We start from the raw sequence: 13,527 nt of genomic DNA, 5'->3' as shown, positions 1-13,527 counted from the left end.
CATACGTTGCGACCCAAATGTGAAAGCGTTTTACGAAGCCTTGGTGGCTCGAGGAAAGAGGAAGATGCAGGCTATTGTCGCAGTCATGCGCAAATACCTGACCGGACTATGGGCCTGCATGCGGGCAGGCGAAGACTTCAGTACAGCCAAGCTTTTTAGCGATAAACACACCCAAAAAGCTTGACCGTGAACAGAGTATCTACAAAGGATTGTGGATAAATCAGGATTTTTTGATTTTTTCCGGCCGCTTCCAGCCGTCGATGTTCTTCTGGCGGGCTCGGCCTACCGCCAACTGAGCGTTATCCACATTTTGCGTGATGGTCGAGCCGGCCGCAGTCGTCGCACCGTTGGAGATATCCACAGGCGCGACCAGCGAGTTGTTGGAACCGATGAACACATCAGCACCCAGCACGGTTTTCCACTTGTTGGCGCCATCGTAGTTGCAGGTGATGGTGCCGGCACCGATATTGGTGCGTGCGCCGATTTCGGCATCGCCCAGATAGGTCAGATGGCCAGCCTTGGCACCCTCGCCCATGTGGGCGTTTTTGAGCTCAACGAAGTTACCCACATGGGCGCGCGCTTCGAGCACAGTGCCCGGGCGTAAACGCGCGAAGGGACCAGCGTCACTGCCTTCACCGAGAATGGCGCCTTCTATATGACTGTTGGCCTTGATTACCACGCCTTTGCGCAGGGTGCTGTCCTTGATCACGCAGTTCGGGCCGATCTGTACATCGTCTTCAATGATCACCTTGCCTTCAAGGATCACGTTGATATCGATCAGCACGTCGCGGCCGACGCTGACTTCGCCGCGTACGTCGAAGCGGGCCGGGTCACGCAGGGTCACACCCTCAGCCATCAGACGACGGCCGGCGCGCAACTGGTAATGACGCTCCAGTTCAGAGAGCTGCTTGCGATCGTTGGCGCCCTGCACTTCCATCGGGTCGTGCGGTTGTTCGGTGGCGACGACCAAACCATCGCTGACCGCCATTTCGATCACGTCGGTGAGGTAGTACTCGCCCTGCGCGTTGTTATTCGACAGGCGACTCATCCAGTCCGCCAGGTGATTGGCCGGCACAGCGAGGATGCCGGTGTTGCCTTCGGTGATCGCACGTTGCGCTTCGCTGGCGTCTTTGTGCTCGACGATGGCCGCGACCTTGCCGTCGGCATCGCGCACGATGCGGCCATAACCGGTCGGGTCATCCAGCTCGACAGTGAGCAAACCCATCTGGCCCGGCACGACATGCTTGAGCAGACGTTGCAGGGTTTCGACTTCGATCAGCGGCACATCACCGTAAAGAATCAGCACGGTGTCGGCATCAATGAACGGCACCGCCTGGGCGGTGGCATGGCCAGTGCCCAGTTGCTTGTCCTGCAACACGAAATTCAGGTCATCAGCTGCCAGCCGCTCACGCACCACATCGGCACCGTGACCGATCACCACGTGAATGCGTTGTGGATCAAGTTGCCGAGCGCTGTGGATAACATGGCCGAGCATGGAGTTGCCGGCAATCGGGTGCAGCACCTTGGGCAGCGCCGAGCGCATGCGCGTGCCTTGACCGGCCGCGAGGATAACGATTTCGAGAGACATGACTGGCTACCAATCCTGGGTGGTCCGCAATTGCGACCGGTTTCTGGGAATTCGGAAAGAAAAAAGGGTAGCCGAGGCTACCCTTTTTTATCAATCGCACAACAAGCGGCTGACGGATTAACCGCCAAACTTCTTGCGGATCTGCTGGACGGTGCGCAGCTGGGCTGCAGCCTCGGCCAGACGAGTGGCAGCGGCGCCGTAATCGAAGTCCGCGCCTTTTTCGTTCAGGGCATTCTCGGCAGCCTTGAGAGCTGCCTGAGCCTGAGCTTCATCCAGGTCGGCGGCACGTTGCACGGTATCGGCAAGTACCTTGACCATGTTCGGCTGAACCTCGAGGAAACCACCGGAGATGTAGAACACCTCGGCTTCCCCGCCTTGCTTGATCAGGCGGATCGGACCCGGCTTGAGATTAGTGATCAGCGGCGCGTGACCCAGAGCGATACCAAGATCACCCAGTGCACCGTGCGCAATCACCATCTCGACCAGGCCGGAAAAGATTTCCCCTTCCGCGCTGACGATATCGCAATGGACTGTCATAGCCATCTGATTGCCTCAACCTAAATTAGCGCCCGTTGCCGGGCGCCGGGATTACAGTTTCTTGGCTTTCTCGATCGCTTCTTCGATGCCGCCAACCATGTAGAACGCTTGTTCTGGCAGGTGGTCGTAGTCACCGTTGAGGATGCCTTTGAAGCCAGCAATGGTGTCTTTCAGGGAAACGTATTTACCCGAAGCACCGGTGAAGACTTCAGCCACGAAGAACGGCTGCGACAAGAAGCGCTGGATCTTACGAGCACGGTTAACCAACTGTTTGTCGGCTTCCGACAGCTCGTCCATACCCAGGATCGCGATGATGTCTTTCAGCTCTTTGTAACGCTGCAGAACATACTGAACGCCGCGAGCGGTGTCGTAGTGGTCCTGACCGATCACGTTCGGGTCCAGCTGGCGCGAAGTCGAATCCAGTGGATCTACCGCCGGGTAGATACCCAGGGAAGCGATGTCACGAGACAGAACGACGGTGGCGTCCAAGTGGGCGAAGGTGGTCGCTGGCGACGGGTCGGTCAAGTCGTCCGCAGGTACGTATACCGCCTGGATCGAGGTGATCGAACCTTCCTTGGTCGAAGTGATACGTTCTTGCAGAACGCCCATCTCTTCAGCCAGGGTCGGCTGGTAACCTACTGCCGAAGGCATACGGCCCAGCAGTGCGGATACTTCAGTACCGGCCAGGGTGTAACGGTAGATGTTGTCGACGAACAGCAGAACGTCGTTACCTTCGTCACGGAACTTCTCGGCCATGGTCAGGCCGGTCAGTGCTACGCGCAGACGGTTTCCCGGCGGCTCGTTCATCTGACCGTAAACCAGTGCCACTTTGTCCAGAACGTTGGAGTCCTTCATCTCGTGGTAGAAGTCGTTACCCTCACGAGTACGCTCACCCACACCGGCGAACACGGAATAACCGCTGTGCTCGATGGCGATGTTACGGATCAGTTCCATCATGTTTACGGTTTTGCCTACACCGGCACCACCGAACAGACCGACTTTACCGCCCTTGGCGAACGGGCAGACCAGGTCGATAACCTTGATGCCGGTTTCCAGCAGGTCGTTGCCGCCTGCTTGCTCGGCGAACGAAGGTGCTGCGCGGTGAATGCCCCAGCGCTCTTCGGTGTCGATCGGGCCAGCTTCGTCGATCGGGTTACCGAGGACGTCCATGATCCGGCCCAGGGTCGCTTTACCGACCGGTACGGAGATGGCTGCGCCAGAGTCGGTGACTTCCAGACCGCGCTTCAAGCCCTCGGTGGAACCCATCGCAATGGTACGCACCACGCCGTCGCCCAGCTGCTGCTGAACTTCCAGGGTGGTTGCGGCCGCGCTTTGTACAGTCAGCGCGTTGTAGATGCTCGGTACGCTGTCGCGTGGAAATTCCACGTCGATAACGGCGCCGATGATTTGAACGATACGTCCGCTACTCATAGCTGGATCCTCTGAATATTTGAACCGTTAAACCGCGGCAGCGCCGCCGACGATTTCCGAGATCTCTTGGGTGATCGCAGCCTGACGCGCCTTGTTGTAGATCAGCTGCAAATCGCTGATCAAATCACCGGCGTTGTCGGTAGCGTTCTTCATCGCGATCATCCGCGCAGCCTGTTCAGCCGCGTTGTTCTCGACCACCGCCTGGTAGACCTGCGACTCGACGTAACGGACCATCAAGCCGTCAAGCAGCTCTTTGGCGTCCGGTTCGTAGAGATAGTCCCAGTGGTGCTTGAGATCCTGATCCGGGGTTGCCACCAGTGGAATCAACTGCTCCACGGTAGGCTGTTGCGTCATGGTGTTGATGAACTTGTTGGACACCACGGACAGGCGGTCGATACGGCCGTCCAGGTAGGCATCCAGCATCACCTTGACGCTGCCGATCAGATCATTGATCGACGGCTCTTCACCCAGGTGGCTGATAGCTGCAACGACGTTACCGCCGAAGTTGCGGAAAAAGGCCGCACCCTTGCTACCGACTACACACAGATCAATCTCGACGCCGTTTTCGCGGTTTACCGCCATGTCCTTGACCAGGGCCTTGAACAGGTTGGTGTTCAAGCCGCCGCACAGACCACGGTCACTGCTCACGACGACATAACCGACGCGCTTGATTTCGCGGTCGATCATGAACGGGTGGCGGTATTCCGGGTTGGCGTTGGCCAGATGCCCAATTACCTGGCGGATACGCTCCGCATAAGGACGGCTAGCAGCCATGCGCATTTGTGCCTTGCGCATTTTGCTGACCGCCACTTTTTCCATGGCGCTGGTAATCTTTTGCGTGCTTTTGATGCTCGCAATCTTACTGCGAATCTCTTTTGCGCCTGCCATGTAACACCTATCAGGTTAGCAAGCGGGAGCCTCGCGGCTCCCGCTGCGGCTTACCAGGTTTGGGTGGCCTTGAACTTCTCGATACCGGCTTTCATGCCAGCGTCGATTTCGTCATTGAAGTCACCTTTAACGTTGATCTTGGCCATCAAATCGGCGTGATCGCGGTTGAAGAAAGCAATCAGCGCTTGTTCGAAGCTGCCGACCTTGGCGATTTCAATGTCAGTCAGGAACCCACGCTCAGCGGCATACAGCGACAGCGCCATGTCAGCGATCGACATTGGTGCGTATTGCTTCTGCTTCATCAGCTCGGTAACGCGCTGACCATGCTCAAGTTGCTTGCGGGTCGCTTCGTCCAGGTCAGAAGCGAACTGGGCGAATGCCGCCAGTTCACGGTACTGAGCCAGAGCGGTACGGATACCACCGGAGAGCTTCTTGATGATCTTGGTCTGAGCGGCACCACCCACACGGGATACCGAAACACCGGCGTTCACTGCAGGGCGGATGCCCGAGTTGAACATGGCCGATTCCAGGAAGATCTGACCGTCGGTGATGGAAATCACGTTGGTCGGAACGAACGCGGAAACGTCGCCAGCCTGGGTTTCGATGATCGGCAGTGCGGTCAGGGAACCGGTTTTTCCGGTCACTGCGCCGTTGGTGAACTTCTCTACGTATTCTTCCGAAACGCGGGATGCGCGCTCCAGCAGACGGGAGTGGAGATAGAACACGTCGCCTGGGTAAGCTTCACGGCCTGGTGGACGGCGCAGCAGCAGGGAAATCTGGCGGTAAGCCACTGCCTGCTTGGACAGATCGTCATAAACGATCAGCGCGTCTTCACCGCGGTCGCGGAAGAATTCACCCATGGTGCAACCGGAGTACGGTGCCAGGAATTGCAGCGCAGGAGATTCCGAAGCACTGGCAGCCACGATGATCGTGTTGGCCAGGGCGCCGTTTTCTTCCAGCTTGCGAACCACGTTGGCGATGGTCGATTGCTTCTGACCGATGGCTACGTAGACGCAGAAAATGCCGCTGTCTTTCTGGTTGATGATCGCGTCGATCGCCAGAGCGGTTTTACCGATCTGACGGTCACCGATGATCAGCTCACGCTGGCCACGGCCGACAGGGATCATGGCATCGACAGCCTTGTAGCCAGTCTGTACAGGCTGGTCTACCGACTTACGCCAGATCACGCCTGGAGCAACTTTCTCGACCGCGTCGGTCTCGGTGTTGCCCAGTGGACCTTTGCCGTCAACAGGGTTACCCAGAGCATCGACTACGCGGCCCAGCAATTCCTTACCAACAGGAACTTCGAGGATGCGGCCGGTGCACTTGGCGCTCATGCCTTCAGCCAGCGACTGGTAGGAGCCCAATACCACGGCACCTACGGAGTCCTGCTCCAGGTTGAGAGCCATACCGTAGACGCCGCCCGGAAACTCGATCATCTCGCCGTACATGACGTCGGCCAGACCGTGAATCCGCACGATGCCGTCAGATACGCTGACGACAGTGCCTTCGTTACGGGCTTGGGAGGTCACATCGAGCTTGTCGATGCGGCCCTTGATAATTTCACTTATTTCGGAAGGATTGAGTTGCTGCATTGCTCTGCTGCCCCTTCAAACTCAAGATTTCAATGCTTCGGCAAGTTTCGCGATTTTGCCGCGAATCGAGCCATCGATAACCAGGTCGCCGGCGCGGATCACGACACCACCAATCAAGGCAGCGTCCTCCGCAACTTGCAGGCGCACTTCCCGGTTGAGTCGTGCACTGAGAACCTTGGCGAGTTTGTCTTGCTGTTCTTGGTTCAATGCAAATGCACTGGTCACTTCAACGTCTACCGATTTCTCTTGTTCGGCCTTGTACAGGTCGAACAGAGCGGCGATCTCCGGCAGAAGCAGGAGACGGTCGTTCTCGGCAACGACGTTGATGAAATTGCGTGCCTTTTCATCAAACTTGTCGCCGCACACGTCAATGAACGTGGCGGCCTTTTCTGCGCTCGTCAGTCGCGGGGCCTTGAGCACGCGCTGCAGGGTGTCGTCTTGCGACACCGCTGCTGCCAGGCCGAGCATGGCTGACCAATTGGCCAGTTGCTGGTGGGCCTGAGCGTGCTCGAAGGCCGCCTTAGCGTAAGGTCGGGCCAACGTGGTCAGTTCTGCCATGATCGCCCTCGCTTAGATTTCAGCAGCCAGTTGGTTAACCAGCTCTGCGTGCGCGTTTTGATCGATTGTGGCACCCAGGATCTTCTCGGCGCCGCCAACAGCCAGCAAGCCCACTTGGGCACGCAGCTTGTCTTTGACGCTGTTCAGTTCCTGTTCGATCTCGGCTTGAGCCTGAACCTTCACACGGTCAGCGTCGATACGGGCTTTTTCAACAGCCTCTTCGACGATCTGGTTACCGCGTTTCTTGGCTTGCTCGATGATTTCAGCTGCCTGAGCTTTCGCTTCGCGCAGTTGCTGACCCGCTTTCTCTTGGGCCAACTCCAGGTCGCGAGCTGCACGGCTGGCAGCGTCCAGACCATCAGCGATCTTCTTTTGACGTTCGTGCAGAGCAGCGATGACCGGAGGCCATACATACTTCATGCAGAACAGTACAAAAATCAGGAACGCAACGGACTGGCCAATCAGGGTCGCATTAATGTTCACGCCAACACCTCGCAGTTACGTTGTCCATCACACCAAATTACCCGGAAGATCCGAGTAATCAGCCAGCGATCTGACCAACGAACGGGTTCGCAAAGGTGAAGAACAGAGCGATACCAACACCGATCATGGTTACGGCGTCGAGCAGACCGGCAACGATGAACATTTTTACTTGCAGCATTGGAACCATTTCTGGCTGACGCGCTGCGCCTTCCAGGAACTTGCCGCCCAGCAGGCCGAAACCAATTGCGGTACCCAGTGCGCCCAGGCCGATCAACAGTGCAACAGCGATAGCGGTTAGACCAACTACAGTTTCCATCTTTCCTCCCGACTTTTACGTCGTATGGTTTAGGTTTTTTAGATTAAAGCGGTAAAACAAATCGTTTCAGCTGCCCCGCAAGGAGCTCCCTCCCGTTTGACCGGGAGGAACATCAGACTAGTCGAGACTGGTCTTAATGGTTTTCTTCGTGCGCCATCGACAGGTAGACGATGGTCAGCATCATGAAGATGAACGCCTGCAGGGTGATGATCAGGATGTGGAATACAGCCCACGCCCACTGCAGAACAACGCCCAGGCCGCTGAGCCAGAGCAGGCCGCTGCCGAACATCACAGCGATCAGAATGAACACCAGCTCGCCGGCATACATGTTGCCGAACAGACGCAGAGCCAGAGAGATCGGCTTGGCGATCAGGGTGACGAATTCCAGCAGGAAGTTCACCGGGATCAGCAGGGCCTGAACGAAGATGTTCTTGCTGCCGAACGGGTGCAGGGTCAGTTCGCCGATGAAGCCACCGATGCCCTTGACCTTGATGCTGTAGAAAATGATCAGTGCGAACACCGAGAACGCCATGCCCAGAGTCGCGTTCGGGTCGGTAGTCGACACGGCGCGGAACGGGATGTGGGCATCGCCGGAGATCAGGATGGCCAGCTGAGGAATCCAGTCGACCGGTACCAGGTCGACGGCGTTCATCAGGAACACCCAGACGAAGATGGTCAGTGCCAGCGGTGCAATCACCGGGCTACGGCCATGGAAGCTGTCTTTCACGCTGCCATCGACGAATTCGACCAATACTTCAACGAAGTTCTGCAAGGCACCCGGCTGACCCGAAGTCGCTTTCTTTGCCGCCATGCGGAAAAGAAGAACGAAGATCAGACCCAGCGCGACCGACCAGCCGAGGGTATCGACGTGGAAAGCCCAGAAGCCCATTTCCTTGGCTTCTGCTGCGGTGTGGGCAAAGCCCCAGCCGCCGTTGGGTAGCTGACCGAAAGTCAGGTTCTGCAAGTGGTGCTGGATATAGCCCGAAGCGGTTGTCTCTGCCATGGTTGCCTCAAACGCCCTAAGGTCTCGAAAGTCTTGTTCTCATCAGCAGGGGAGCGAACCAGCTGACCGACTGCGTCAGCACGAACACGCCGAATACTGCGATCGGCGCCAGTGGCTTCACACCTGCGAACACCAGTGCAAACAGCACTGCCGTCAAAATAAGTTTGCCTGCCTCGCCGGCATAAAAAGACCGGACGATGGACTGGGCTGCTCGGGCGCCGGAAAACCGAAATGCCCTGTGAGCGAAATAAACATTGGGCAGCAAGGCTATCAGGCCTCCGCAAAGTCCCGAGTATCCGGCAACGACTCCATGCCATTGCCAGAGCGCCAAAGCGGCAATGAGCAGAATGACAAATTGAGCCATCAACACCGGAAAAACCGCCAGGCGATGGAAAGGCAAGCGGTTTGGCGTGCGGGTTTCCATCACAGTTGCTCTCCAATGGTCGGCTGCCGAAATTCAATAACTTGGCATAATTTGTGCCGACAAAATGCGCGCAGAGTATAGGGGCGGTTCTGCCCCTATTCAACTGTCAGGTAGTGATTTCCGACTGCGCGCTACATGAGGAAATGTTTCAGCGGATGTGTGCGAGCACACCTTGAAGCTCGTCGAGCGAGTTATAACCAATCACCAATTGGCCTTTGCCCTTCTTGCCATGGCGAATCTGCACCGCAGAGCCTAGGCGCTCGGCCAAACGCTGCTCGAGACGGGCGATATCCGGGTCGGGTTTTGCAGCTTCCACAGGCTCCGGTTTGCCACTCAACCACTGGCGAACCAGTGCCTCGGTTTGGCGCACAGTCAGTCCTCGTGCGACAACATGTCGCGCCCCTTCGACCTGCTGATTGTCCGGCAGACCGAGCAAGGCACGCGCGTGACCCATTTCCAGGTCACCGTGCGACAGCATTGTCTTGATCACTTCAGGCAGTGCAATAAGTCGCAACAGGTTAGCCACAGTCACCCGCGACTTACCCACAGCCTCGGCAACCTGCTGCTGAGTCAGCTGGAATTCCTGCTGCAAGCGCTGTAAGGCGACGGCTTCTTCGATCGGATTGAGATCTTCGCGCTGGATGTTCTCGATCAGCGCAATCGCAATGGCGGTTTCATCCGGCACATCGCGGACCATCGCCGGGATGGTTTCCTGCCCGGCCTGCTGACTGGCGCGCCAGCGACGTTCACCGGCAATGATCTCGAAGCGACCGCCGCCAATCGGGCGTACCACGATCGGCTGCATCACGCCTTGGGCCTTGATCGACTGCGCCAGCTCTTCCAGGGCCTGCGGGTCCATGTCACGGCGCGGCTGATATTTGCCACGCTGCAGCAGGTCCAGCGGCAGGTGTTGCAGTTCGCGGGTGTCGGCCTGCGCGGCTTGTTCTTCCAGCGCGCTGACCGTCGGACCACTCAGCAGTGCATCCAGTCCACGTCCGAGACCTCGTTTCTTGACGGCCATGGGGATTCCTTAAGTTGGCTGAGCAGCAGCAATGCGTGAATTTTTGCGCTGACGACGAACCATCTCGCCTGCCAGAGCCAGATAGGCCAGGGCACCACGCGATTGCTTGTCGTAAGCCAGCGCCGGCATGCCGTAGCTCGGTGCTTCGGCCAGGCGAATGTTGCGCGGGATCACCGTGTCGTACAGCTGATCGCCGAAGTGTTCCTTGAGCTGCGCCGAAACATCGTTCATCAGGCTCAGGCGCGGGTCGTACATGGTCCGCAGCAGGCCTTCGACTTTCAGGTTCGGGTTGAGCAGCTCGGCGATGCGCTTGATGTTATCCACAAGGTCGCTCAAACCTTCCAGCGCAAAGTATTCGCACTGCATGGGGATAATCACCCCGTCAGCGGCGACCAGTGCGTTGAGTGTGAGCATCGACAGCGACGGTGGGCAGTCGATCAAAATGTAATCGTAGTTGTCACGGATCGGCGCCAGCGCGCTGCGCAGACGGCTTTCCTTCATCTGCATTTCCAGCAGCACCACTTCGGCCGCGGTCAGATCGCGGTTGGCCGGCAGCAATTGATAACCGCCGTGCTCGGAGAAGTGCATGGCCTGACCCAGATCGCATTCACCGATCAGCAGATCGTAGACCGAGTTTTCCAGACCATGTTTATCCACACCGCTACCCATGGTGGCGTTGCCCTGTGGATCGAGATCGATCAACAGCACCCGGCGCTTGGTCGCGACCAGGGATGCTGCGAGGTTGATGCAGGTGGTGGTTTTGCCCACACCACCCTTCTGGTTCGCTATCGCGAATACCTTAGCCATTCTTGCTTGTGTTCCCAATCATGCCGTGCGGCGCAGTATCAGCAGATGGCGTTGGCCTTGGCAACCGGGGACGGCCAGGGCGTGTTCGCTATCGAGTTTGAAATCTGCCGGCAATGCTACCAGCTCATCGGCCGGATGAACGCCCTTCATTGCCAGCCAGCGTGTATCGGCATCGCCCAAGTGGCGAGTCCAGTTGGTGAAGTTTTCCATGCTGCTGAAGGCCCGGGAAATGATCCCGTTGAATGGTTGCGCAGGCTGGAACGCTTCGACGCGACTGTGGATAACTTGCAGGTTATCCAGCTTCAGCTCCAGTTTGACCTGAGTCAGAAAGCGGGTTTTCTTGCCGTTGCTGTCCAGACAGGTCACTTGCGAGTCCGGGTACAGGATCGCCAGCGGGATACCAGGCATGCCACCGCCACTGCCGACATCGAGCCAGCGACCGTTTTCGATGAACGACATCACGCTGAGACTATCGAGCAAGTGCCGCGAAACCATTTCATCAGGATCGCGCACGGCGGTCAGGTTGTAGGCCTGGTTCCATTTGATCAACAGGGCCAGATAACCCAGCAGCAATTTGTGCTGGGTTTCTGTGAGATTGACACCGAGCTCGCGGGCTCCTGTGGATAACTCTTCGGCGTGTTGCGAAGTGACCTTGGCACTCAAGCGCTTTGCTCCAACTGACGGCCCGCGCCGCGTTTTTTCAAATGAATCATCAACAGCGAAATCGCTGCCGGGGTCACGCCCGGGATCCGCGAAGCCTGGCCCAGCGTTTCGGGACGTGTGGCGCCGAGCTTGCTCTGGATCTCCTTGGACAGGCCGGAGATGTTGGTGTAATCGATATCCACAGGCAATTTCGTGTCTTCGCTGGCGCGCAGACGGGCGATTTCGTCCTGTTGGCGGTCGATGTAACCGGCGTACTTGGTCTTGATCTCAACCTGCTCGGCGACCTGTGGATCTTCGGCGCCCTGCCCGGTCACTTCGACCAGACCGGCGTAATCGATTTCCGGACGGCTCAACAGGTTGAGCAAGTTGTATTCGTGGGTCAGCGGTGTGCCGAATTTCTCGGCAATCGCATCGCCCTGCGGGGTGTTCGGCCGCACCCAAGTGCTTTTCAGGCGCTGTTCTTCAAGCTCGATGCTTTCGCGTTTCTTGCAGAAGGCCGCCCAGCGCGCGTCATCGACCAGACCGAGTTCGCGACCTTTTTCGGTCAGGCGCAGGTCGGCGTTGTCTTCGCGCAGAATCAGGCGGTACTCGGCGCGAGAGGTGAACATGCGGTACGGCTCTTGGGTACCGAGGGTGATCAGGTCGTCGACCAGAACGCCGATGTACGCTTCATCGCGGCGCGGACACCAGGCTTCTTTGCCCTTGGCCCGCAGCGCAGCGTTGGCGCCGGCGAGCAGACCTTGAGCGCCGGCTTCTTCGTAACCGGTGGTGCCGTTGATCTGCCCGGCGAAGAACAGACCGCCGATGACTTTGGTTTCCAGACTGTACTTCAGATCGCGGGGATCGAAGTAGTCGTACTCGATCGCATAACCCGGACGCACGATGTGCGCGTTTTCCATACCGCGGATCGACTGCACGATCTGCAATTGCACGTCGAACGGCAGGCTTGTGGATATCCCGTTCGGATACAGCTCATGGGTGGTCAGACCTTCCGGTTCGATGAACACCTGATGGCTTTCCTTGTCGGCAAAGCGATGAATCTTGTCTTCGATCGACGGGCAATAACGCGGGCCGACACCTTCGATTTCACCGGCAGCGGAATACATCGGCGAACGATCAAGATTCGCCGCGATGATTTCGTGGGTACGCGCGTTGGTATGGGTGATCCAGCAACTGACCTGGCGCGGATGCTGCTCCTTGCTGCCCATGAACGACATCACCGGGATCGGAGTGTCACCCGGTTGCTCGGTCATCACCGAGAAATCCACAGATTTGCCATCAATACGCGGCGGTGTACCGGTTTTCAGGCGCCCGACACGCAATGGCAACTCACGCAGACGGTGGGCCAGAGCAATCGACGGTGGATCACCCGCGCGACCGCCAGAGAAATTCTGCAAACCAATGTGGATAAGTCCACCGAGGAAGGTACCAGTGGTCAACACCACGGAATCGGCGAAGAAGCGCAGACCCATCTGTGTGACAACACCACGGACTCGCTCCTGCTCAACGATCAGGTCGTCAGCAGCCTGTTGAAATATCCACAGGTTCGGCTGGTTTTCCAGGATTTCGCGGACAGCGGCCTTGTAGAGAATCCGGTCGGCTTGCGCACGGGTCGCCCGTACTGCCGGGCCTTTGCGGCTGTTCAACACACGAAACTGGATGCCGCCCTTGTCGGTAGCCATGGCCATCGCGCCGCCGAGGGCATCGATTTCCTTGACCAGATGGCTTTTGCCGATGCCACCGATGGCCGGGTTGCAACTCATGGCGCCGAGGGTTTCCACGTTATGCGTCAGCAACAGGGTTTTTGCCCCCATGCGTGCTGACGCCAGTGCTGCCTCGGTACCGGCATGACCGCCGCCGATGACGATCACTTCAAAACGGGAAGGGAAATCCACCACGCACCTCGTGCCTGCTTAAGTAGGTCATTCAGGAAATATTGAAACCAGGTTTCTGGACCTGGTCGGCAAGTATAGGGACTTCGCCCTTTCTAAAGAACCCTTTGCACAAAATTTAACCAGCTGTGGAGAACTCGAGGTTAAAAAAAATAAAAAAGAGAGAAATTTATAAAACCTTTGTTTTTATGTTTATTCTTACTGAGCACCATTTCTGTGGATAGATCGCTACAGGCCATGTATTACAATGTGTACAGAGATTAAAAACCCTGTGCTCATGTGGCAATGAGGCCCTTGGATAACCGGTGTAAGCCTGTGGAT

14 protein-coding genes and 1 pseudogene are annotated in these 13,527 nt (G+C 57.5%); 1 reads left to right on the top strand and 14 read right to left on the bottom strand.

Going from position 1 to position 13,527, the window contains the following annotated elements:
- Positions 1-184 (top strand): annotated as a pseudogene (locus CKW30_RS27395) (IS110 family transposase); the annotation flags it as partial.
- 36 nt (positions 185-220) lie between these two features.
- Here the strand turns inward: CKW30_RS27395 and glmU are convergent.
- The 14 genes from glmU to mnmG all read right to left on the bottom strand — a co-directional run bounded on the left by glmU (position 221) and on the right by mnmG (position 13,209).
- Positions 221-1,588, bottom strand: a complete 1,368-nt coding sequence (gene glmU / locus CKW30_RS26055; RefSeq protein WP_095182343.1) for a bifunctional UDP-N-acetylglucosamine diphosphorylase/glucosamine-1-phosphate N-acetyltransferase GlmU — start codon at positions 1,586-1,588, stop codon at positions 221-223.
- Between the two features lie 117 nt (positions 1,589-1,705).
- The gene (locus CKW30_RS26050) at positions 1,706-2,131 is read right to left on the bottom strand and encodes a F0F1 ATP synthase subunit epsilon (RefSeq protein ID WP_016772407.1); all 426 of its coding nucleotides are present in this window, start codon (positions 2,129-2,131) and stop codon (positions 1,706-1,708) included.
- A 45-nt stretch (positions 2,132-2,176) separates the two neighbouring features.
- Complete coding sequence (gene atpD / locus CKW30_RS26045) at positions 2,177-3,556, bottom strand: F0F1 ATP synthase subunit beta (RefSeq protein ID WP_016772406.1); 1,380 nt, start codon at positions 3,554-3,556, stop codon at positions 2,177-2,179.
- A gap of 27 nt (positions 3,557-3,583) precedes the next feature.
- Complete coding sequence (gene atpG, locus CKW30_RS26040; protein ID WP_007911960.1) at positions 3,584-4,444, bottom strand: F0F1 ATP synthase subunit gamma; 861 nt, start codon at positions 4,442-4,444, stop codon at positions 3,584-3,586.
- A gap of 50 nt (positions 4,445-4,494) precedes the next feature.
- Positions 4,495-6,039, bottom strand: coding sequence for a F0F1 ATP synthase subunit alpha (gene atpA, locus CKW30_RS26035; RefSeq protein ID WP_016772405.1), 1,545 nt, complete (start codon positions 6,037-6,039; stop codon positions 4,495-4,497).
- A 21-nt stretch (positions 6,040-6,060) separates the two neighbouring features.
- Complete coding sequence (locus tag CKW30_RS26030; protein WP_016772404.1) at positions 6,061-6,597, bottom strand: F0F1 ATP synthase subunit delta; 537 nt, start codon at positions 6,595-6,597, stop codon at positions 6,061-6,063.
- A 12-nt stretch (positions 6,598-6,609) separates the two neighbouring features.
- Positions 6,610-7,080 carry a F0F1 ATP synthase subunit B gene (locus CKW30_RS26025; RefSeq protein WP_016772403.1) on the bottom strand — a complete coding sequence of 157 codons (471 nt, stop codon included), beginning with the start codon at positions 7,078-7,080 and terminating at the stop codon, positions 6,610-6,612.
- Positions 7,081-7,138: 58 nt separating this feature from the next.
- Positions 7,139-7,396 (bottom strand): F0F1 ATP synthase subunit C, encoded by a 258-nt coding sequence (gene atpE, locus CKW30_RS26020; RefSeq protein WP_003097235.1) that lies wholly within the window; start codon positions 7,394-7,396, stop codon positions 7,139-7,141.
- Positions 7,397-7,529: 133 nt separating this feature from the next.
- Positions 7,530-8,399 carry a F0F1 ATP synthase subunit A gene (atpB, locus tag CKW30_RS26015; RefSeq protein WP_016772402.1) on the bottom strand — a complete coding sequence of 290 codons (870 nt, stop codon included), beginning with the start codon at positions 8,397-8,399 and terminating at the stop codon, positions 7,530-7,532.
- Positions 8,400-8,415: 16 nt separating this feature from the next.
- Positions 8,416-8,823 carry a F0F1 ATP synthase subunit I gene (locus CKW30_RS26010; protein ID WP_016772401.1) on the bottom strand — a complete coding sequence of 136 codons (408 nt, stop codon included), beginning with the start codon at positions 8,821-8,823 and terminating at the stop codon, positions 8,416-8,418.
- Between the two features lie 148 nt (positions 8,824-8,971).
- Positions 8,972-9,844 (bottom strand): ParB/RepB/Spo0J family partition protein, encoded by an 873-nt coding sequence (locus tag CKW30_RS26005; RefSeq protein ID WP_007960777.1) that lies wholly within the window; start codon positions 9,842-9,844, stop codon positions 8,972-8,974.
- Between the two features lie 9 nt (positions 9,845-9,853).
- Positions 9,854-10,651, bottom strand: coding sequence for a ParA family protein (locus CKW30_RS26000; protein WP_016772400.1), 798 nt, complete (start codon positions 10,649-10,651; stop codon positions 9,854-9,856).
- An 18-nt stretch (positions 10,652-10,669) separates the two neighbouring features.
- Positions 10,670-11,314: a 16S rRNA (guanine(527)-N(7))-methyltransferase RsmG gene (gene rsmG / locus CKW30_RS25995; protein ID WP_095182341.1), complete on the bottom strand. Its 645-nt coding sequence runs from the start codon at positions 11,312-11,314 to the stop codon at positions 10,670-10,672.
- Positions 11,311-13,209, bottom strand: coding sequence for a tRNA uridine-5-carboxymethylaminomethyl(34) synthesis enzyme MnmG (mnmG, locus tag CKW30_RS25990; protein ID WP_095182339.1), 1,899 nt, complete (start codon positions 13,207-13,209; stop codon positions 11,311-11,313). Before mnmG ends, rsmG begins: the two co-directional genes overlap by 4 nt.
- Positions 13,210-13,527 lie beyond the last annotated feature (318 nt).

The sequence above is a fragment of the Pseudomonas sp. Irchel 3F6 genome (genome assembly GCF_900187595.1).
In the GTDB taxonomy this organism is placed as follows: Bacteria; Pseudomonadota; Gammaproteobacteria; order Pseudomonadales; family Pseudomonadaceae; genus Aquipseudomonas; species Aquipseudomonas siliginis.
This window is presented reverse-complemented; position numbering and strand designations above follow the sequence as displayed.